Annotated in this window: 17 protein-coding genes and 1 pseudogene; 5 read left to right on the top strand and 13 right to left on the bottom strand. The window is 63.0% G+C overall.

The genetic code is table 11. From position 1 onward, the window contains the following. Positions 1–545: 545 nt before the first annotated feature. Complete coding sequence (locus tag AC3ZI9_RS13690; protein ID WP_444566686.1) at positions 546–872, bottom strand: winged helix-turn-helix transcriptional regulator; 327 nt, start codon at positions 870–872, stop codon at positions 546–548. A gap of 90 nt (positions 873–962) precedes the next feature. Between AC3ZI9_RS13690 and AC3ZI9_RS13685 the strand changes: the two genes are divergently transcribed. Beyond that, the gene (locus AC3ZI9_RS13685) at positions 963–1,757 is read left to right on the top strand and encodes an NAD(P)H-dependent oxidoreductase (protein ID WP_489923688.1); all 795 of its coding nucleotides are present in this window, start codon (positions 963–965) and stop codon (positions 1,755–1,757) included. 145 nt (positions 1,758–1,902) lie between these two features. On the opposite strand, the gene AC3ZI9_RS13680 is transcribed toward AC3ZI9_RS13685, so the two are convergent. Continuing rightward, entirely contained in the window at positions 1,903–2,781 is an 879-nt protein-coding gene (locus AC3ZI9_RS13680; RefSeq protein WP_489923687.1) for a TIGR02391 family protein, read from the bottom strand. A 760-nt stretch (positions 2,782–3,541) separates the two neighbouring features. Between AC3ZI9_RS13680 and AC3ZI9_RS13675 the strand changes: the two genes are divergently transcribed. After that, entirely contained in the window at positions 3,542–3,928 is a 387-nt protein-coding gene (locus tag AC3ZI9_RS13675) for a hypothetical protein (RefSeq protein ID WP_444566691.1), read from the top strand. Between the two features lie 894 nt (positions 3,929–4,822). On the opposite strand, the pseudogene AC3ZI9_RS13670 reads toward AC3ZI9_RS13675, so the two are convergent. The 6 genes and pseudogenes from AC3ZI9_RS13670 to istA form a co-directional block, all read right to left on the bottom strand. After that, a pseudogene (locus AC3ZI9_RS13670) lies at positions 4,823–5,095 on the bottom strand (TniQ family protein); the annotation flags it as partial. An 82-nt stretch (positions 5,096–5,177) separates the two neighbouring features. After that, positions 5,178–6,242, bottom strand: a complete 1,065-nt coding sequence (locus tag AC3ZI9_RS13665) for an ATP-binding protein (RefSeq protein WP_444566683.1) — start codon at positions 6,240–6,242, stop codon at positions 5,178–5,180. Then, on the bottom strand, positions 6,239–8,254 hold the full coding sequence (locus AC3ZI9_RS13660; protein WP_444566682.1) for a TnsB C-terminal domain-containing protein: 2,016 nt from the start codon (positions 8,252–8,254) through the stop codon (positions 6,239–6,241). The genes AC3ZI9_RS13665 and AC3ZI9_RS13660 overlap by 4 nt, the downstream gene beginning before the upstream one ends. Beyond that, positions 8,247–8,984: a TnsA-like heteromeric transposase endonuclease subunit gene (locus AC3ZI9_RS13655; RefSeq protein WP_444566681.1), complete on the bottom strand. Its 738-nt coding sequence runs from the start codon at positions 8,982–8,984 to the stop codon at positions 8,247–8,249. The genes AC3ZI9_RS13660 and AC3ZI9_RS13655 overlap by 8 nt, the downstream gene beginning before the upstream one ends. Before the next feature lie 150 nt (positions 8,985–9,134). Further along, positions 9,135–9,911, bottom strand: coding sequence for an ATP-binding protein (locus AC3ZI9_RS13650; RefSeq protein WP_444567020.1), 777 nt, complete (start codon positions 9,909–9,911; stop codon positions 9,135–9,137). Further along, positions 9,911–11,494, bottom strand: coding sequence for an IS21 family transposase (gene istA, locus AC3ZI9_RS13645; protein ID WP_444567019.1), 1,584 nt, complete (start codon positions 11,492–11,494; stop codon positions 9,911–9,913). Before istA ends, AC3ZI9_RS13650 begins: the two co-directional genes overlap by 1 nt. A gap of 342 nt (positions 11,495–11,836) precedes the next feature. On the opposite strand from istA, the gene clpB reads away from it, so the two are divergent. Next, a complete protein-coding gene (gene clpB, locus AC3ZI9_RS13640; protein ID WP_444553413.1) occupies positions 11,837–14,449 on the top strand; it encodes an ATP-dependent chaperone ClpB in 2,613 nt (870 codons plus the stop codon). Here the strand turns inward: clpB and AC3ZI9_RS13635 are convergent. Beyond that, a complete protein-coding gene (locus AC3ZI9_RS13635; RefSeq protein ID WP_444553412.1) occupies positions 14,446–15,042 on the bottom strand; it encodes a septum formation family protein in 597 nt (198 codons plus the stop codon). The genes clpB and AC3ZI9_RS13635 overlap by 4 nt on opposite strands. A 195-nt stretch (positions 15,043–15,237) precedes the next feature. On the opposite strand from AC3ZI9_RS13635, the gene AC3ZI9_RS13630 reads away from it, so the two are divergent. Both AC3ZI9_RS13630 and AC3ZI9_RS13625 read left to right on the top strand, forming a co-directional pair. Continuing rightward, the gene (locus AC3ZI9_RS13630; RefSeq protein ID WP_444553411.1) at positions 15,238–15,465 is read left to right on the top strand and encodes a DUF3073 domain-containing protein; all 228 of its coding nucleotides are present in this window, start codon (positions 15,238–15,240) and stop codon (positions 15,463–15,465) included. A gap of 109 nt (positions 15,466–15,574) precedes the next feature. Further along, a complete protein-coding gene (locus tag AC3ZI9_RS13625) occupies positions 15,575–16,519 on the top strand; it encodes a Sir2 family NAD-dependent protein deacetylase (RefSeq protein WP_444553410.1) in 945 nt (314 codons plus the stop codon). Between the two features lie 106 nt (positions 16,520–16,625). Here AC3ZI9_RS13625 and purM read toward each other — a convergent pair whose 3' ends face one another. Genes purM through AC3ZI9_RS13605 form a run of 4 tightly spaced genes read right to left on the bottom strand, consistent with a single transcriptional unit; the run spans position 16,626 to position 20,103 of the window. After that, positions 16,626–17,768, bottom strand: a complete 1,143-nt coding sequence (gene purM / locus AC3ZI9_RS13620; RefSeq protein ID WP_444553409.1) for a phosphoribosylformylglycinamidine cyclo-ligase — start codon at positions 17,766–17,768, stop codon at positions 16,626–16,628. A gap of 14 nt (positions 17,769–17,782) precedes the next feature. Then, positions 17,783–19,333 (bottom strand): amidophosphoribosyltransferase, encoded by a 1,551-nt coding sequence (gene purF, locus AC3ZI9_RS13615; RefSeq protein ID WP_444553408.1) that lies wholly within the window; start codon positions 19,331–19,333, stop codon positions 17,783–17,785. A gap of 47 nt (positions 19,334–19,380) precedes the next feature. Continuing rightward, positions 19,381–19,716: a hypothetical protein gene (locus AC3ZI9_RS13610; RefSeq protein WP_444553407.1), complete on the bottom strand. Its 336-nt coding sequence runs from the start codon at positions 19,714–19,716 to the stop codon at positions 19,381–19,383. Positions 19,717–19,719: 3 nt separating this feature from the next. Further along, positions 19,720–20,103, bottom strand: coding sequence for a sterol carrier family protein (locus AC3ZI9_RS13605; protein WP_444553406.1), 384 nt, complete (start codon positions 20,101–20,103; stop codon positions 19,720–19,722). Positions 20,104–20,106: the final 3 nt, after the last annotated feature.

Below are 20,106 nucleotides of genomic sequence, written 5' to 3'. Positions count from 1 at the left end.
ACAGACAAATGGATGACAGGGCATCTCATTTCATTTTCCGTTGAGTAAATTTCCGCAGGTAAGCTTTCAGGATTTCCACGCGATGCGCTGAACGTCTCCGGAACGTTGCCAACTCAGGGTAGTCCGCAGTAATTGCTAGCCTCGCCGTGCGAGTTGCATTGCCATATGAAACGAAAGATCGACTCGAAAAGAGCACAAATGTATGCGGAGCCCCTGCGGGTTTTGCGGCCGCAAGGAAAGACGAAGCAATGAAGAATATGCGAGCCCACAGTGAATATCTGGTAGTGCCCACTAGCGTTGTGGACGTTGCCGAACTCCTGTGAGTGGCTTCCGGACATAAGGCTGCCACTGTGTGATGAGCATCAACGGCAAAGCGCCATAAGCAGGTGGCGGACGGTCTGAAGGCGACTAGCGACAACGCCAAAGGGATCGATGAGGCCGTCCGCTGGGGGAACGCTCTGCGGGCAGGTGCCCACGAACTCGACACAGCAATTGCTCGGGCTGATCCCGTTATGTGTGAGACGCGGCCTGAGGCCACTATGTGATCAAGACTGGGCGTATCCAGCTCCCCATTGATCAAGTTGGGTCACGATCGGACCCAGGGTGCGCCCGAGCTCAGTCAGCGAATATTCAACGCGTGGGGGCACTTCAGCGAACACCTCACGGTGGATGATCCCGTCGGCTTCCAGATCGCGTAGCTGACGGGTCAGTGTCCGAGTACTCACTGGGCTCAGCCGGCGCTGCAACTGACCGAAACGAAGCGTCGATTCCAAGAGATGCTTCACAATGGTCATTTTCCATGTTCCACCGAGAACCGCGATGGCGACCTCGACCGGGCATATCTCCATGGCAGTTCGAACAGGATCGCGCATCCGAGCAACCTCCAATACTTTCCAAACTGCCACTATAAGCCAAAAATCACCCTACTTACGAAGTCGACACAAGATTGCAATCATGAACCTATGACAACTTCGCGAAAAATTCTCTGGGTCAGTGCTTTCCCCGAACCCCACTCGCTGAACGGTTCCCTCCGATCCGCGGGCATCGACAAGCTAGTTGGTATGGACCACCAGGTGGTGACCTCGCCCCTTTACGAAATGGGCTGGAATCCCGTTGTGACCGGCGACGGCATCGTTCCCCCTGGGACTCGATTCAACGCAACCACCGACTCCCGTCAGGCCTACCTCGAAGGCCGGCTGCCCCACGACGTATCGGCGGAGCAGGAGAAAATCCGGGCCGCAGATGCGATCGTCGTTCAATTCCCTCTGTGGTGGTACGGACTGCCCGCGATACTCAAGGGCTGGATCGATCGCGTGTTCATCAGCGGCTTCGCCTTCGGCAAGAACCCCGACACCGGGAAACGGCTTAGGTTCGAACAGGGACCTTTCCGCGGCAAACGCGTGCTCGTCGTCATGACCCTCGGCGACAGGGAACGCGCCATCGGTCCGCGAGGGAAGAGCGGCGAACTCCACGAGCTGCTCTTCGGGCTCCTCCACGGGACCTTCGCCTATACGGGAATGGATGTCATTGATCCGGTAGCTTTCCCCAGTGCTGACTTCACCGACTCCCAAAGCTACTACCTCGCGGAAAAAAGACTCGGGCGCCGTCTGAGCCATCTCTTTGATGCTGAGCCAATTCCGTATCGGCCTCAGTTTCAAGGCGACTACACGGCGGAATGGGACCTCGAGCCTGATGTCCGGCCAAATGAAACGGGCCTGTCAGTCCACGTCATGACCACCGAAGAACTAGGCCGCTGACCAGGAACGCCACCAAGAGGTGATCTACTGCGCCGGATGCGTTCTCGGGCGTCACGCATCGCTCCATCCGAATCTCGAACGGCCGCCTACGAGGGGGCGTCGAGCACCAGAGACTACATCTCCGGGCATTTCATAAGGCGATTCTTCACCGGGCGGGATCATTCTCGAAGCGGTCTATCTGGCACTGGTCGAGTAAATGGGCGAGGAAGCTGTACGCGGCAAGGCGCTCCATTGCTTGCTGCTCAGTGAGCTCGTCTCTAGTGTGGGTAGTAACGTTTCGGACAGTCAGATTCAGGCCAGTAGCCAGGGCGTTTAAAGCTTTGGCGAGAGGTTCAAGACCGCCGCGCATGCTCTTGGCGGTTTTGTCGTCGACGGGACCGGGCCAAGTAAGCTTGGGACGGCCATCGGCTGCCTCACCCGCTGACAGGGTCTGTTGCCAGAACACGGTGTCATCCACGTCGTTGCGGTCAAGCTTCTGCTTCCAATGGACCGTCAGCCCTTCAGCTGCTTCGCGGACGGCGACGCGGAACTGGTGCGCCGTCCAGTGCGCAGCTGCACCCGACCAGATCACAGGGTGCAGCTGCGCGGGGGAAAAGCTTGGCAGGCTAGAGTCCGCGATGCTCTGCGCGTCGATGAGCATGGCTTCCAACCGGCCTTTGACGTTTGCAGCTGTCATTCGAATGTCGCGCGGTGCAAGCGGAGCCTTGGGTGATGACATGAACGACCAGTTGGAAATCGGGTCGATAACACCCAGCCCTGCGACGGAAATGTACGCCCCAGTAACGGCGACGCCGCGTGCTGCCAGCCCGGCGGCCTCTGCCACATCGAGTTCGAGGCGGCGCACCAGCGCAGAGTCAACTCCGTCCTTAACCCAGACGGTTGGAAGAAGCCCGCGGGAAGACAGATGATCAGATTCTTGTTGCGTTTCCATCCATGCATTGAAAACCGCCTCGAAGCGTTGAACAGCATCGAGTAGGCGCCGCAGATAGTCCTCACCATAGTCGCTCAAATCATTCCCCCACATTCAGATCCCACGTCACTGTCTCAGGCTTCAGCTTATTCCGGATCCCGTTACCCAACAGCGCTGCCCGTATGCCGGTCCTCCACCGGACATCGACCGGGCTGACCAGCACACATGAGAAGCGGCGGCCATCATCATCCCTTTTACCCTGTCCGGTGATTCGTCCGATGAACGGGCCACTTGCGGACTTGAGCCCGGAGGATTTCTGCCGTGGAAGCTGGAATCAGCTTCCGTAGAGATGGCACACAAGGGCGTGGACTCTCTTGTTGAGATACCGGGCTAGCGTCGGAATTTTGCTTATTCACAAGGCGCGCCCCTTCATGGAGGTCTATCAGGAGCGGAGCGGCCCTTGCGGGCCTCCGGCCAGCCGTTCGTACGCCTCGGTCCAGTGCTCATCGGGAAGGAGCTGCCACTGGGTGTTTAGGTTGCTTTGCGGGACTGTACGTGTGAGGTCTTCGAACTCTGTGAGGGGACCGCATGTGTGAGATAGGGCGGCGAGGAGTTGGTGGCGTGTGGTCGTGTAGCTCAACGGTTCGTAGGCCCATCCGTCCCGTCGCAGCACGTCGGTGACGTCGGAGATCGGGTGGGTTGTGTCGTGCGCCGGCCACCGGGGCACGAGTTCTGATCTCCATGTAACTGACCACCAGAAGATGTTGCCGAGGTGGGCCTCCGCGGGCAATGGTGCTCGAGTTGCCCGTTTGGAGTGTCCCTTTCATGGGGGTGGGGACCAGACCAGGGGTTCTCCCGGGGCCATCCCGTATTCGTGTTGGAGGAATCCCAACGCTTTGGTGAAGTCGCTCTCGTGTTCGGTGCGTGCGGTGGGCCGCTGTGTCTTGAATATGGCGTATTGGCTGGATGTGGGGTCCATTCCGAGTGGTGGTGGTGCCAAGGAGATGTCGCCGCCGGTGAAGGCTTCCCAGAAGTGTCGGATCAGGTCGGGGCCTGGATTGGTTCTGGTGGCCTGGTGCAAGGCCCTTTGGAGGTCGGCCGGGTCGTGGGCGACGACGCGGCGGATCCTGTAGTTGATGGGTGGTGGAGAGTCGAGGAGTCGGTTGAATTGGTGTTCGAGGCAGGCTATCTGTTCGGCCCATTTAGTTGCTGCGAGGTGTTGTACGTGTGTTCGGGCTTGGTGTTGGAGTTGGCGGGGTAGGCCGAGTTCGAGGGCGAGGTGGCTCCAACGGGATGCTCTTCCGAGGTGGAGGAGGAGCATTGACTGGGTTGCGCGTTCCCCGGGGTCGTCAGTGGGGGTTTTGGTGTTGAATCCGGGCCAGAGGACTTGGGGGATCCATTCGGCGGGGGGCGATATGGGTTTTGTCTGGTGCTCGGGGAGGAGTAATTGTTCAGCGTTTTGCGTCGGATGGGACGAGTTGGTTGACCAGTCGGCGGGGTGCGCCGGCCAGCTTCTGCCGGTTCGGAATGCGAGTTGCTTGTTCGCGGAAAGGTGGCCGTGCTGTCTTAGGCCGACTGCAGTCAGGATGGGGCCGAGCGCGGATGCTTGTGCGGTTCTGGGTGGGCCTAGGAGGCCGGTCTTTGATGGATCGTCTAGGAGCCGTTTGAGGTTGGGGCCCGTTCCGGGGGTGGAAGAGAGTTCGGTGTAAGCGTTCCAGGCTTCAAGGAGGGTGGCTACTTGTCCGCCGAGTCCGGGGGGTTGTGTGGCGGTGTAGCTGATGAGCTTTTTGAAGGCGTGGGCTTTCTGGTGGGCGGTGACGAACTCCCAGGGACCGAAGGGGTGGAGGGCATCCGGGGTCGCGGCTTGGTCTCGGAGTGCTTGGTGGAGGGTTTGTTGGGCTTCGATGAGTTCGGGTGGGGCCGGCCGTGTGGAGGCTTCGCGGAGGTCTTGATTGCACCATTCTCGAACGGAGCTGCGCCCTGTAGTGGACGGTGTTGTGGGGGTGCGTTCGGTGCAGCGGTGGGGGAGCGCGGTGCGGCTGAGCCAACTGGACGGGGTCCATTGGCTGGAATCGCAGGCGGGGCAGGAGATGTTGAGCAGGATTTGGTGTGTGGGGCAGGTGAGGGCCCATTCGGTTTGCCAGTCTGTACTCCAAGCGCCTGTTTCAGCGAGGCAACGAGGACAGTATTGTGAAGGTGCGTCGGATATGTAGGGTTTGGCGACGGACCGGTTGTCCTGGAACTGGTAGCCGGTGGGTATCCTTCCCAAAGCTGCCGTAATCTTGGCTAAGTGTTCCGGCACGTGCGCCAGGAGACGGGCGGAAGTCTGCTCGTTGGGGATACCGAGGGCAGTAAGGAATTGGCGTGGCGTGAGCCCATACCGGTGACTGGCGCGGGCGGCCCAACTGTGGATGGGTTCCTTGGGCATCGGCGGGACGTGGATGGGCCAACGGGTGCGGTGCTCAACAGGTATGAGTTCGTCGAGGCGCCGCCTACGTGGGAGTGCTGATTCATCTCCTTGAGGAAGCGGTTTCGGCAGCATTGTCGATGACCACCTTCTTGACTATGTCGTAGGTGATCGTTTCGGTGCCGGTTGTGATGGCTGCCGCGCAGGCCCTGTCCATCAGGTTCGTTACGGAGGCGATGTGGCCTTGGGTGCGTTCGAAGAGGTAGTCCCCGAGGCCGGTCAGGGTTCCCTCGGTATTGTTGGCTAGCTTCAAGTGGGATTCGAAAGATGAGAGTAGGCGTTGCCATGCCCGATTCCCGGATTCCGTGGAAAGAGTGAACGGGGCTACCGGGCAGGAAGTGGTTCGGCGGGAAGTCTGCGACAGTGACGGGTCCCCGCCGAGTCCTTCGTCGAAGAATTTCTTGCGGGAGAGGCCGACTCCCACGTGGATGAACGTGGCAGCAGATTCATTGGCCAACCATTTGAGGTGGTTGCTGACTTCCACGCCGGTGCGGTGGTTGAAGTTGATGAAGTGCAGGTCGTCCAGGACGATAAGGCGCGTTTCAGTGCTGTGGATGCAGTCCATTGCCAGGGTGCCGAGTTCTGCCTTTGATGTTCGGGTGGCGGCCGGGTGGTCATAGAAGCGAAGGATTTTCTGGTTCAGCTGTTTCAGGGTCATCCCAGCGGAGAGCGGGATGAACGCTACGGGTAGCCGGGGGTTTCCATCGGCGGTTGTGTGTCCGTACCGTCGGCGTTGTTGTTGGTCGAAGTGGCGGGCGTAGCTGCTGGCGATGGTGGTTTTCCCCAAGCCGGGGAGGGCATCGAGTGCGACGGCTCCGCGGACGCTACTGCCGTCCCGGTGGGATGAGGCCATAACTTGATCGATGAGGTCGTGGGCGTTCTTCAGCTGCGGGGTTTTGACTGTGGCGGGGTTCGAGTTCCAGACGTTTCTGGCCTGGTTGTAGTCTTCTAGCGTTTCGGGGTCGAGTCCGCGCATTTCGTCCATGGTCAGGGTCCGGAAGTCCGGCCGGATCCCGGTGTTAACGAAGTCGATCCACCCGGCCTTGGTGCCCAGGTTGAAGTGCTTTGTTCCGTGTTGCCTGAGCCAGTCGGCGTAGGGGTTGCTCATTCGTCGAAGACCTCGAATCCTTCGTTTTCGGGCCCGGTGTCGTTTTCGAAGACGTCCAGGTCGTCGCGGGTGCCGGTGGCGTTCTTGGTTTTGGCGCGGGTGAGCATGTCGATGATTCCTGGGGTGGATGCAAGATCACGTGGATCGGTGTCCCCGTCGCTGCTCTCGTCTGGGTGCGCTCGTGTTGCGCTGACCCTTTTGGCGATGTTTCTGGCGCGTCGGTCGGTGACCTTGTTCTCGTGCCAGTCCTCCAACAGCGCAATAACGGCGGATTGCGGGTCGTGGAACCTGTTTTCGCTGATGCTGAGGCGCCTCGTGTAGTCGGCTGCTTCGGCGCTGAAGGGGGTATCCAGGAAGTGTGCGTGTTCCCATTCGAGCTTATGCCACGTCCCGTCTGCGGGGTCCTTAAAGTGGACCCACCTGACGTCGTCCCTGTCGACGTAGATTGGCCATTTTCCGGGAAACTTTCCGGTGTACGCAGATTTTTGGCCACGGTACGGCGAAATGCCTGCCCCGTCGTACCGTCTACCGTTGACTTCGACCCCATAGTGATGAATCTGTCGCCACTCCACTGCAAGGAATTCCATGACCACGTCGTCGTTCGCGGGAAGGCGAAGGACACCTGATTGGCTAATGCCGCGTTCGAACATCTGGTTTGGGGTGAGCATGATGTCGGGCATGTGGGGGTCCCGCAAACTATCGTGGGGGGTTTCGTGGTAAATGCCCACCCATTCGCGGATTATCTGCTCGAGCTCGGAAACGAAGAAGAAGGCCGACTTCTCCACGTCCTTGCCCCGCGAGAAGACATCCGGTCCCTTGTAGGCGGGCAGGTGTTCGAGGAGCGATTGCCGGAGGGTGCGGAAAAACCTCTCGATCATGGCCTTGTCCGTGGGTTGGATCGGGCGAGCAGGTTGCACATTGATTCCCAGCCGGTCGCAGACAGCGAGCACGTGACGTGAGAGGTATGCCTTGCCATGGTCCACGATGATGCTGTCCGGAAGGAGCTCGTGACTGGCCTTGCTCCCTTCCTCCGCGCTAACCTGCTCCGGTATCCCGATATAGGGCCCTGTGGGCGCATTTTTGGCTGGACCCCACTTCTGCGGTGTGACGGTCTGGTGAAGAACGGAGGCGACGTCGACCGATTGGGCGGCGACGGGCCGCAGCGTGACCCCAGTTACCGCCCTGGAATGAACATCCATTGCCACGGTGAGTTCCACGTTGACCCAGCGGCAGGAAACGGGTTCCATCGCAAAGACGTCCAGGCTGTTGGTGTCCATGACGATGAACTGCCCGGGCCGGTCAGCTTGCAGCCGCCCGTAGGGACCGTCCGGGCGGCCGGCGACTGACCGGCGCTGTTTCGCGGCACCAAACGTGTACCGGCCCTTGTCGAGCTGCTTCACCCGGATATACGCGACGGACCTGGACGGCGGCTTCTGGTCGGGAAAGCTTGCAGCGAAGGCACGATTCGTTTTTGAGATGACTGTTCCGATGGTGGGGTTCGATGCATCCCGGTACGAGGCCAGGACCTCTTGGCAGATCGCTTCCCATCCCGGGTCCAACAGGTCCCGGGATTCCCGTGCGAGCCTCGTGTCGACTAGCCCGGCCAGGCCTCGGTCCTTGTACTGCTTCTTCAGTCGATAGATGGTGCTGACGCCGACACCCAGGGTTTGTGCCGCGATCTCGTGGCGTTCTTTGGTCCGCTTGTCGCCGATTCCTGCCTTGAACAGGCCGTCGAGGACTTCGGCCCGCTTGGCTATGGTTTCGAGCTGCGACTTGGAGAGAGAGTCCAACAAGGCACGGTCTGTGGTCTTGAATCCGTCTCGTTCGGACGCCTTATCGCGGGGGAGTGGATCGATGTTGCTTGCTCGCCCCACGAGGGAATTGATGGTGGTCCGGCGCATCGTCGCACCAGATGACAGCAGGACGGTGTCTGCCTGGAATTCGGTGACTTTCCACCGCTGGCCATCCAACCAAACGAAGTTCCCTACGTTCAGGTCCAATACCTCATCCATGGGACGTCCCTGCTTCCAGAAGGACTGTCCGGCTAGACAGGGGAACGTTCATATCGACGTGCCACCTGCCGGACCAGAGCATGGCCATCACTGCCATCCGCAGCATCTTCGGATCCGCCAGTTCGGTAGCTGCCTGTTCGAGCTGGTCCAACGTCATTCCAGGCAGCCCGAGAGGTTCCAATTCGTCCAATAGCGCCGGGTACAGGAAGCGGGCCCGCCGTCCGACGGCGATGAAGCGCAGGTTGCGCATGAAGGCCGGTTCCCCGCCGGACCAGACCTCGTAGGTCCACCCTTTCGCGTGGCATAAGCGCCCGGTCCATGCGAACTGCTCCTGCACCTTCTGGTTGGCAAGCTTGTCCGCGGGCTTCACGTCAACAAGGGTGAAATTGCCGTCGCGGTGGCTGAAGAGCATGTCGGGGATGTGCCGGCGCAGGTGGGCGCCGTCTTTTCCCTGCAATTGGAGTGGTTGCGTTGCGACGGCTGTGATGTTCGGGTCGAAATCAGCCGCCCAAAGGCGGTCGCGTTCAAGGAGGCTTTCGTAAACGACTGTTCTTTGTGTCTTGGCCAGCCAGAACAAGCCGGGGAAATTTCGTTGGCCCTTATGCGAGGGCGGTAGACGGATGGGATCGCCGCTGATCACTTCATGAGCATCGACCAGCGCGAGTTTCGTCACTTCGAGATCTTCGGAGCCTGTGCGGCGGAACCGGACCTCGGTAGCGAGTTCCTCCATTTATGAAGTATGTTGTTAAATGGCCGTTTCGGGAACCGGTAGTCCATGTACCGGGTACCTCCTTTCCATGGCGGGTACCGGCCGCCGATCGAGGTCGGCGGCCGATATCCATTCAGCTCGGCCCTGTAGTCTTGTCCCAGGGCATCGTGGTTAGTTCCAGTGGCCCTCGGTTTGGCGTCTTCTCATGTTTTGCTCACGCCGCATATCAACCGTTCCGAGTTTTATGTGGCGTGAGTTGTTAGCCAGCCGGTTCACGATCGAGTCTGCCGCGACTCGGTCGTGAATCATTTGGATCCAGTACTCCGGTCCGGTCTGGGCCAGGACCATCGTCGGCGCACGTCGGTCCCGATCGGCCAGGACCCCGAACAGGTCGTTGGTAGCTCTGGCATCGACTCCGACCGTTAAAAAGTCATCAAGGATGAGTAACTCGACTTCCTTGAGCTGGTTGAGCAGGTTCCGGTGGGCGATGTGGTCGTCGTGAACGCTGACCAGCGCCAGGGCCAGATCGTCCATGCGCCAGTAGCGGACACTGTGTTCGTTATGGCATGCCGCGACCCCGATCGCGCAGGCCAGGTGCGTCTTGCCTGAACCGGACATGCCGGTGATGACGACGTTGAGCTGCTCGCGGCTCCAATCGTTGGCGGCGTAACGGCTCATTTGTACCGGGTTCAGGTCCCCGCGGCCTTCCCGGTAGTCCAGTTCCTCGACAGTGGCGTCCGCGAACGGCATCCGGGCTTGGGTGATCAGTCTTTCGATTTTGTTGGAGCGCCGCTGCTCGAGGGCGTCATCGACGGCTTGGCGGAACAGTCTCTCCGGGGGCACCTGCTCGTTCGCTTCCTCGACCAGGAGCAGCTCGAGGGCCTCGGCGACGCGTGTGATGCGTAGGGTTTTGAACTTGTCGTGGTCCTCGCTGGTGAAGATGGGCATCAGAATCCCTCCTGGTAGTAATCGGAGCCGCGCACGAACACCTGCCCGGTGGTTTCCCGGTTTCCGAGGTGCTCGGGCTTGAGGGTATTGGCCGCGGCCCGGGGCACCGACGGAGCGTGCTGGTCGCTGGTGATGGTGGCCAGCACCCGCTTGAGGGTCGTATAGGTGGGGACCGCGGAGGTGTTGAGCACCTGCTGGCAGGCCGCCTCCAGGCGCGCCTTGCCCTTCTTGCCCAGCGCATCCAGAATATTCTGGCAGTCGAGGTAGCCCTGGGCCTCGATCACGTGCCGGTCCAGGACCTGGGTGATCACCCCGACGGTGGCGGGCCCAAAGCCTTTGGCACGGTCCAGGAACCAGGTGCGCGACCAGAGGTTGGCGACGTTCTGGTGCGCCGGCGGAACGTGCTCGGTGCTTGTCGAGTACTGGCCCTTGCGCCCGTGCTTGCGCGCGTGCTCACAGACGACCTCTTCCCCGGCGAAGAGCGTCACCGTGGTGCCGGTCAACCGGGCCTTGAGCATCTGCCCGGCCAGCCGGTAGGGCACCGAGTAGTGCTGGTAATCAGTGGTGACGTGGTAGTTCCGCTGGACCTTGAGCTGCTTCCAGGTCACCTGCGTGAACCGGTGGTCGGGCAGCTCTGCCAGGAGGGCTGCCTCCTCAGCGGTGAAGATTTCGCGCTTGGTGATCCCGTGCGGATTCTTCAGGTCGTTGACCTCCTCGACCTGCACCTGGATAGCCGCATTCAGCTCCTGGATCGTGGACCACACCTCGGCACTGAGCTTGCCGATGATGCGGTGGTTGGCGGTGCGCACCGCCCGCTCGATGGCGCCCTTGTCCTTCGGTGATTTCACCCGGGCTGGCACGATCGCGGTGCCGTAATGGGTGGCGAACTGGGAATACCGGTCGGTGAGCACCCGTTGGGTATCCCGGCGCTCGGGCCGGTATGTCGCGGTCTTGGCGTTATCGGGAATCAGGATCTGTGGGACGCCACCAAAATATTCAAGAGCCCGAACGTGCAGGTCGATCCACGCTTCGAGGTTCATCGACAGCGAGGCCCGGGCGAAGACCATCCCCGAATAGGGCAGCACTGCGGCGAACAGGTAGGCCTTGGCTACCCGGCCGGTGAAAATGTCGGTAACCGGCAGCGTTTGCCCGGCCCAGTCGACCTGCATCGAGCGACCCGGTTCGTGGTGGATCGTCGCGCTCAGGTCGTTGGTGGCCACGTGCCGGGCGAAAAGGGCACAGAACTTCGAATACCCGTATTTGCGGTGGTCTCCGGCGGTGGTGACGTAGGCCTGCCAGGCCTGCTGCAGGGTGAAGTTCCGGTCTCGCTTCATCCGCTGGAGCACCGGCTCGAAATCCGGAAGCTCATAGCCTTCGGACCGGGCGGATCGGCCGTCCGGGAACCAGTCGTCCAGGTCGTGGTCGGCGAGCTCCTGGACCTGTGCCGTGGTGGTGATGCCCCGGGTGGCCAGGGCCTTGTTGGCCAGGGAAATCCCGCGGCGCGAGCAGTTCAAGCTCGCGGTGATCTCGTGATAGCTGCGGCCCTGCACCAGCAGCCGCATGATGGCTCGGTAATCCGCCATCGGTCCTCCTTGAGGGTCAAGGCGCAACACCGTGTGTGTTGCTGCCATGACCAGAAGAACACATCCCCTGGAAGCGGTATCCGGTCGATGGAGAGGCGGTACCCGAAACGTGGACTACCGGTTCCAGAAGCCGCTATTTAACACTATGTCACATCTTTCTTGTTTAGTCCGGATTAATTCTCAAAAAATTCTCATGACAATAGGAAATTCTCATTTTGAGCAGGATCCTACAAGCACTCCCGGTTCCGGGTCTTCGCCCCGGGAATAACCCATCCCCAAATAGAGTTGAGTCAGGTAGACTCAAGTTTGAAACGAGGATGGACCTCCCAGGAAAGGATCCACATGGACGCCAAATTCACCACCAAGAGCCAGGAAGCCCTCTCGGCTGCCGGCATGAACGCCTCCACCGCGGGCAACGCGCAGGTCGAACCGGCGCATCTGCTCAAGGCGCTGATGGACGACCGCGGATCGTTGGCCGTCGAATTGCTGAAGAAGGCCGCGGTCGACCCGGACCAGGTCTCCGTCGCCGCCAGCGGGGCGATTCGTGACCTGCCGGCTTCCTCGGGCAGCACCGTCGCCCAGGCCCAGTACTCACGGTCGTTCCTGCAGGTCATCAACGCCGCAACGAAGGCCGCCTCCGATTTGGGCTTCGGCCGGGTATCGGCGGAGCACCTGCTGCTGGGGTTGGCGGCCGACGCCGGGAGGACGGGGGAGATCCTGCGATCCGCAGGGGCCTCCGAACAGGCACTGAAGGCCGCGGTCGAGGGGCTGCGCGGGGATCATCCGCGCGATACCGAAGACCCCGAAAGCACCTTCGAGGCCCTGGAGAAGTTCGGTACCGACCTGACGGCCATCGCCCGTTCGGGCAAACTCGACCCGGTGATCGGACGTGATGCCGAGATCCGCCGGCTCGTCCAGGTGCTCTCCCGCCGGACGAAGAACAACCCGGTGCTCATCGGTGATCCGGGCGTCGGCAAAACCGCAGTGGTCGAAGGGCTGGCCCAGCGGATGATCGCCGGCGACGTCCCCGAATCATTGCGCGGCAAGACGCTGATTGCCCTGGACCTCGGATCGATGGTTGCGGGCGCCAAATACCGGGGCGAATTCGAGGAACGCCTCAAGGCGGTCCTGGAGGAGATCCGGGATTCGGACGGACAGATCGTCACGTTCATCGACGAAATCCACACCGTGGTCGGTGCCGGGGCCTCCGAGGGCGCCATGGATGCCGGCAACATGCTCAAGCCGATGCTGGCCCGCGGCGAACTGCGGCTGATCGGGGCCACCACCCTGGACGAATACCGGCAGAACATCGAGAAGGACCCTGCCCTGGAACGCCGTTTTGCGCAGGTCTATGTCGGCGAACCCAGCGTTGACGACACGATCGGCATCCTGCGCGGTCTCAAGGAACGCTACGAGGCACACCATAAGGTAGAGATCGCCGACTCGGCGGTGGTGGCCGCGGCCACCCTGTCCAACCGTTACATCTCCGGTCGCCAGCTGCCGGACAAGGCCATCGATCTGGTTGACGAGGCCGCCTCCCGGCTCCGCATGGAAATCGATTCGGCTCCCGAGGAGATCGACGAGCTGCGCCGCGTGGTGGACCGGATGACGATGGAGGAGTTGGCCCTCAAGGGCGAAAACGACCCCGCCTCGCGGGAACGCCTCGAGGCACTGCGTGCGGATATGGCCGACCGGCGCGAACGGCTCGATGCCCTGAACGCCCGGTGGGACGCCGAAAAGGCAGGCCTGAACCGTGTCGGCGATCTGAAGGTCCAGCTCGACGAGCTGCGCTCACGGGCCGAGCGGATGCAACGGGAGGGGGACCTGGAGAAGGCATCGCGCCTGCTCTACGGTGAGATCCCCGAATTGCAGCGGCAGCTCGACGCCGCCCAGGCCGAAGAGGCCGAAGGCGCCCACGAGGAGACGATGGTCTCCGATGAAGTCACCGCCGATGACATCGCCGAAGTGATCTCGGCCTGGACCGGGATCCCCGCCGGACGCATGCTCCAAGGCGAAAGCCAGAAATTGCTGGACATGGAGTCCCTGCTCGGGCAGCGGCTGATCGGCCAGTCCAATGCCGTCACCGCGGTCTCCGACGCCGTGCGACGCTCCCGGGCAGGGATCGCCGACCCCGACCGGCCCACGGGCTCGTTCCTGTTCCTCGGACCCACCGGCGTGGGCAAGACGGAACTGGCCAAGGCGCTCGCGGACTTCTTGTTCGACGACGAACACGCCATGGTACGCATCGACATGTCCGAGTACTCCGAGAAGCATGCGGTATCCCGGCTCGTCGGCGCCCCTCCGGGGTATGTCGGTTATGAGGAAGGCGGACAACTCACCGAAGCGGTTCGCCGTCGGCCGTATTCGGTGATCCTGCTGGACGAGGTGGAGAAGGCCCATCCCGAGGTCTTCGACATCCTCCTGCAGGTCCTCGACGACGGGCGCCTGACCGATGGGCAGGGCCGTACGGTGGACTTCCGCAACACCATCCTGGTGCTCACGTCCAACCTGGGTTCACAATTCCTGGTCGATCCCGCGCTGGACGCCACAGCCAAGAAGGAAGCGGTCATGAACATCGTGAACACCTCGTTCAAACCCGAGTTCCTGAACCGCCTGGATGACGTCATCCTCTTTGATCCGCTCTCCCTGGACCAGCTGGGCCGGATCGTGGAGATCCAGGTGGCCACCCTGGCCCGTCGACTCTCCGAACGGCGGCTGAGCCTGCAGGTCAGCGACGAAGCCCGGGAATGGCTGGCCAGGACCGGATACGACCCCGCGTACGGGGCGCGACCCCTGCGTCGGCTGGTCCAGCGCGAAATCGGGGATCGTCTGGCCAAGGCGGTGCTCTCCGGGGCAATCGTCGACGGGGACACCGTGGACGTCCAGCTCGATGCCGAGGCGGAGGCACTGACGGTCAACCGGTCCACTGCCGCGCCGACAGGCACCGCCAGCTAGGTGGAGGTCGTTTCGGAGGCCGGGAGGAGCGAGACCGTCGTCGTTCCCTCCTCCAGCGCGAGGAAGCAGGCGACACTGCGATCCCCGGCCTCCCAGGTTCCCGAGGAGGGGCGGCTGAAGGCATAGTTCCAGTTGCCTTCCAGCGCAGCCTCGGGATCGAGCTCGATCGCCCGGCAGGCCTCTTCCGCCTTCGTGGTCACCCGTGGATCCCCGGGAAAGGGGACGTCTTCGAGGGTCTCGAGGCCAATGAGCTGGGCCGCATGCGGCGTCGAGCAGGTGACGATCGTCGCCGGCTCGAGCGGGGAACTGAACTCCGCCAGGCAGTCGCCGACCTCGAATTGCGAGGCAGGGGCCTTCTCCGCGATGATCCCGTCGATCCCCGGGGAGCTGTTGCGCGCCACGCTGTCCGTGGGTTCGGGGTCCGGTTGCCTGGACTGGACCAACCGGGTGACGCCGAAGACCAGGATCAGGATGATGCCGATGGAACCGATCACCAACCAGACGGGGGCGATCCCGAACCGGTGGGAGACTTGGGTCCGTGCCGACCGCGCTGGTTGGTAACCCGGCGGTTGCTGATCGGGGGGCTGCTCCACGGACGCTCCCTTCAGGACGAGTGCGGCGATGAGAGTATTACCACCTACTCTAACGGGCGCCCGGGAGTCGTCGGGACGGCACCCGACTGGGAAACATGTTAACCTTGGAATACGAAAGAAACAGCCACATTCTCCGGGGCCTTCCTCCTCACGTGAGGGACCACCTCCGGATCTAGCGATAAAGGGGGTCACGCCATGGGGCGCGGCCGTCAGAAGGCAAAAGCGACACGACAGGCCAGGGATATCAAGTACTATTCCCCGGCCACTGATTTGTCTGCCCTGCAACGCGAGCTCGGACAAGGCCGCGGTCATGGGACAGGCTCCTCTGCGCATGCCGACGATTCCTACGACGCGGACTACGCGGAGTATGCGGACAGGTATTCCAGCGATGACGACGAGGGCGAATCCCGTCGGATCGGCTGACCACGGCATCCCCTGGATGCGGTGGCAATGAGTTCCACCCGATACGGTGCACCGACGCCGGACGACACAACCGTGTCGCCTGTGTACTTCTTCATGCCCGGAAGCCAGGATGATGCCCATGGACCTGCCGATCGCCAACGCGCACCGGGCGGCGATCCGTTCCATCGAGCGGGTCGTCGCCGAGTCGGCACCACCCCAGGCCCCTGACGTCGCCCGGCGTGGCATCACCACGATGCTTGAGGGTGGATCCGTCCTGGCCCTGACCGGTGCCGGGATCTCGACCGACTCGGGGATCCCCGACTATCGCGGCCCGAACGGTTCCCTGCGCTCCCATCGGCCAATGACCTTCCAGGAGTTCAAACACGATTCCGGGGCCCGCCAACGCTATTGGGCCCGCAGTTTCGTGGGATGGCGCAGGATGTCCGGATCGGAGCCCAACGAGGGGCACCGGTTGGTGGCCTCACTTCAGCAAGCGGGATTCCTCAACGGCGTCGTGACCCAGAACGTTGATGGCCTGCACCGTCTCGCAGGATCCACCGAGGTGTTGCCTTTGCACGGGGACCTCGATGAGGTGAAGTGCCTGAACTGCGGCTTCGTGGAAAACCGTGTCGATCTCGACCGGAGGCTGGTGGAGGCCAATCCGGGATACCTCGATCGGATCGTCGTGGACCCCGATTCGGTGAACCCCGACGGCGACATCACTCTCAGTGCAGACCAGATCGCCGACTTCACCATGGTCGGGTGCCTGTCCTGCGGCAGCATGGAACTCAAACCCGACGTCGTCTACTTCGGGGAGAACGTCCCGGTGGAGCGCAAGGAGACGCTGAAGCACCTGGAGAAGGGCTCCCGGGGGCTGCTGGTCATCGGGTCGAGTCTGGCGGTCATGAGCGGCTATAAGTTGGTGCTCAACGCCGTGGCCGCCGGGCGGCCGGTGGGCATCATCAACGGCGGGCCCAGCCGCGGCGATGCAAAGGCCGACTGGAGATGGCGCACCCGGGTCACCCCTGCCCTGCATGAACTGACCCGGGCCCTGGGCCTCGAAGACCCCAGCTAGAGCCCTGGCGCATCCCGGATCGGCGGGTTGGTCCGCTGGCCTGGAGCTCCATGACGACCGCCGCGCCCCCTGAGCGGGAACGCGGCGGTCGGCAGGGGAAACCGGATCAGCCGGCGTAGGCCCCGCGCATCAACACGGCTCCGCCGTCGACGCCCTTGGCACCCTGGACGAAGTCCGTACCGGCGCTCGACGCTTCCTCCGTGACGGTCCCGACCGTCCCGGCGACCCAGGAGGGGACACCGCGGTCGTTCAGCCGGGCCACGGCAGCATCTGCCGATGCGCCGTCGACGATCGCGATCATGCCCACCCCCAGGTTCAGCGTGCGCTCCAGGTCGGACTGGGGGACACCCCCCAGCTCACTGATGACGGTGAACACCGCCGGCAGCGACCAGGTCGAACGGTCCACCGAGGCCATGAGTCCCTGTGGCAGCACGCGGGCCAGGTTCGCCGCCAGGCCACCACCGGTGACGTGGCTGAATCCGTGCAGGGCCATGGTGCTGCCGGTATTGAGGTGGCCCATCAGGTCCAGGCAGTCCGCCGTGTAGATGCGGGTCGGGACCAGCAGTTCCTCACCCAGCGTCCCACCGAATTCCGGGACCTCGCGTTCCAGCGACCAGCCGGCATGGTTGATGACGCTGCGGACCAGCGAGTAGCCGTTGGAATGGATGCCCGAAGAGGCCATGGCGATGACCACGTCACCGTCGCGTACCCGTTCCGGGCCCAGTAGGGCATCGGCTTCGACGGCGCCGGTTGCGGCCCCGGCGATATCGTAGTCATGCTCCCCGAGCAGCCCCGGGTGCTCGGCGGTTTCCCCGCCGACCAGCGCGGTATCGGCCAGCGAGCAGCCCTCGGCGATGCCCCTGACGATATCGGCGATACGCTCGGGGACCACCTTGCCGCAGGCGATGTAGTCGGTCATGAACAGCGGCTTGGCCCCGACCACGACGATGTCATCGACGACCATGCCCACCAGGTCCTGGCCGATGGTGTGGTGGATGTCCATGGCCTGGGCGATCGCGACCTTGGTCCCGACACCGTCCGTGGAGGTGGCCAGCAGGGGCTTGTCGTAGGAGCGCAGGGCACTGGCATCGAAGAGACCGGCGAAACCGCCCACTCCGCCGATGACCGAATCATTATGGGTGGCCTTGATGGCGTCCTTCATGAGTTCGACGGCACGGTCGCCGGCCTCGACGTCGACACCGGCGGTTGCGTAGGTGATGCCTGCGGATCCGGGCTGGGAGGAAGTCATTCTGGGGGCGTCCTTTACTGGGAGCTCGGGGTCTTGTCGGCGGGGGAGAGGGTGTCCTCGAACTCTGCGTCCGGTCCGGGATCGCAACCGCGGCTGCCGGCATCGGGACGCTCAAGCAGGTTCTTGCCCAAACGGTCCTGGTCGGGCAGCTTGATCGGGTATTCCCCGGAGAAGCAGGCGGTGCACAGACGCTCGCGCGGCTGCCGGGTGGAGGCGATCATCCCGTCCTGGGAGATGTAGGCCAGGGAATCGGCGCCGACGGAGGTGGTGATCTCCTCGATGGTGGCCCCGTTGGCGATCAATTCGGCCCGGGAGGCGAAATCGATGCCGTAGAAGCAGGGCCATTTGATGGGAGGCGAGGAGATCCTGACATGGATCTCCGCGGCCCCGGCCTCGCGCAGCATCCGCACGACCGCCCGCTGGGTGTTGCCGCGGACGATGGAATCGTCGATGACGATGACGCGCTTGCCCCGGATGACCGGTTCGAGGGCATTGAGCTTGAGCTTGATGCCCAGCTGGCGCAGCGTCTGCGAGGGCTGGATGAAGGTCCGGCCCACGTAGGCGTTCTTCACGAAGCCATGGGCGAAGGGGATCCCCGACTCCTCGGCATAGCCGATGGCGGCCGGGGTGCCCGATTCCGGGACGGGGATGACGATATCGGCGTCGGTGGCGCTCTCGCGCGCCAGCTGGCGTCCCATGTCCACCCGGGATTCGTAGACCGACCGGCCGCTGATCGCGGCGTCGGGGCGGGCCAGATAGACGTATTCGAAGACGCAGCCGGCTGGGGTGGCGGGAGCGAACCGCTGGGAGCGGATGCCCTCGTCGTCGATGGCGATGAATTCGCCGGGTTCGATCTCCCGGATGAAGCTGGCGCCCACGGTGGCCAGGCCTGCTTGTTCGGAGGCGATCACCCAGCCCCGGGAGAGTCGACCCAGGACCAGTGGACGGACCCCGTGGGGGTCGCGGGCGGCATACAGGGTGCCTTCGGTCATGAAGACGAGGCTGAAGGCCCCCTGGAGCTTGGGCAGCAGGTCCAGGGCGGTCTGCTCGAAGGTCGTTCCTTCTTCGCCGCGCAGCAGGGCGGTGACCAGGGCCGTGTCGGTGGTGTTGCCCTGGGCGAGTTCGCCGCGGAACTTGGAGCCCTGCTCGGCCACGACCAGTTCCATCAGCTCGGCCGAGTTGATGAGGTTGCCGTTGTGGCCCAGGGCGACCGTGCCGTCGGCGGTGGCGCCCAGGGTGGGCTGGGCATTGGCCCAATGATTGGAACCCGTGGTCGAATAGCGGCAGTGCCCGATGGCGATGTGCCCGCTCATGGAGTTCAGGGTGTTCTCGTCGAAGACCTGGGACACCAGCCCCATGTCCTTGTAGACGTTGATCCGCTGGCCATCCGAGGTCGCGATGCCCGCGGACTCCTGACCGCGGTGTTGGAGGGCATAGAGGCCGTAGTAGGCGAGCTTCGCCACGTCCTCGCCCGGGGCCCAGACACCGAAGACCCCGCATTCGTCCTGCGGGCCCTTCTCGTCGGCCAAAAGATCATGTGAAAGCATTCCGTCACCACGCACCATGGTCATCATTCTTGCACGTTGTGGGTGCCCGGAAGGTCCCGAAGCTGCTACTTTGACGCGTTCCCGTCATCCATGGGTACCGCACGGGCCCGGGTGGAGCGCCGACGCAGGACCGCATCGACGGCCAGGAAGGCGATGGAACCGAGCAGGACCCCCGCCAAGGCGAAGACCACGGCGAAGAAACCGAATACCGATCCGCGGGTGAACTCGGCTCCCGGATCCCCGGCCAGGGCGGTGAACATGGCCGCCAGGACGCCGATGAAGGCCCCGACGCCGACGAAGGGCCAGAACTTCGGTGAACTGGACACCGAGACCTCGACGGACTCGGAAGCGGAGCCGCGGTCGCGGTCGGGGGGAACGGGCGCGGAACGGGGTGAATCCATACCCTAAAGGATACCGAAGAGCGGAAGATGTTCGGACAGGTCCGCCCGCAACCCCGAGGCCGAGAGCGAACCGGAGGCCACCGCTTCGGACCAGTCCAGTTCACCGGTGGCCAGCGGCAGCCAGACGGCGGCCTCGAGTTCGATCACGTTCGGCGGGGTGCCGCGGGTATGGCGCGGGCCGGCCACGCATTGGGCGACCCCGAAGGGCGGGACCCTGACCTCCACCGAATTGCCCTCGGCCCGTTCTGAAAGCTCTTCGAGGGCGTAGCGCACCGCCATCGCCACCGTGGGCCGGGGCAGGTCGGCGCGGGCGTCCGCGTCGGTCCGCCGCCAGGTGGACAGCGCCGCGAGCCCCTGCTCGGCGGGGATCCGTCGTCGTACGGCCATGTC

The sequence above is a fragment of the Arthrobacter sp. AOP36-F1-5 genome, assembly GCF_058137995.1.
Note: the sequence above shows the minus strand (reverse complement) of the source record. Positions and strands in the feature narration are given on the sequence as shown.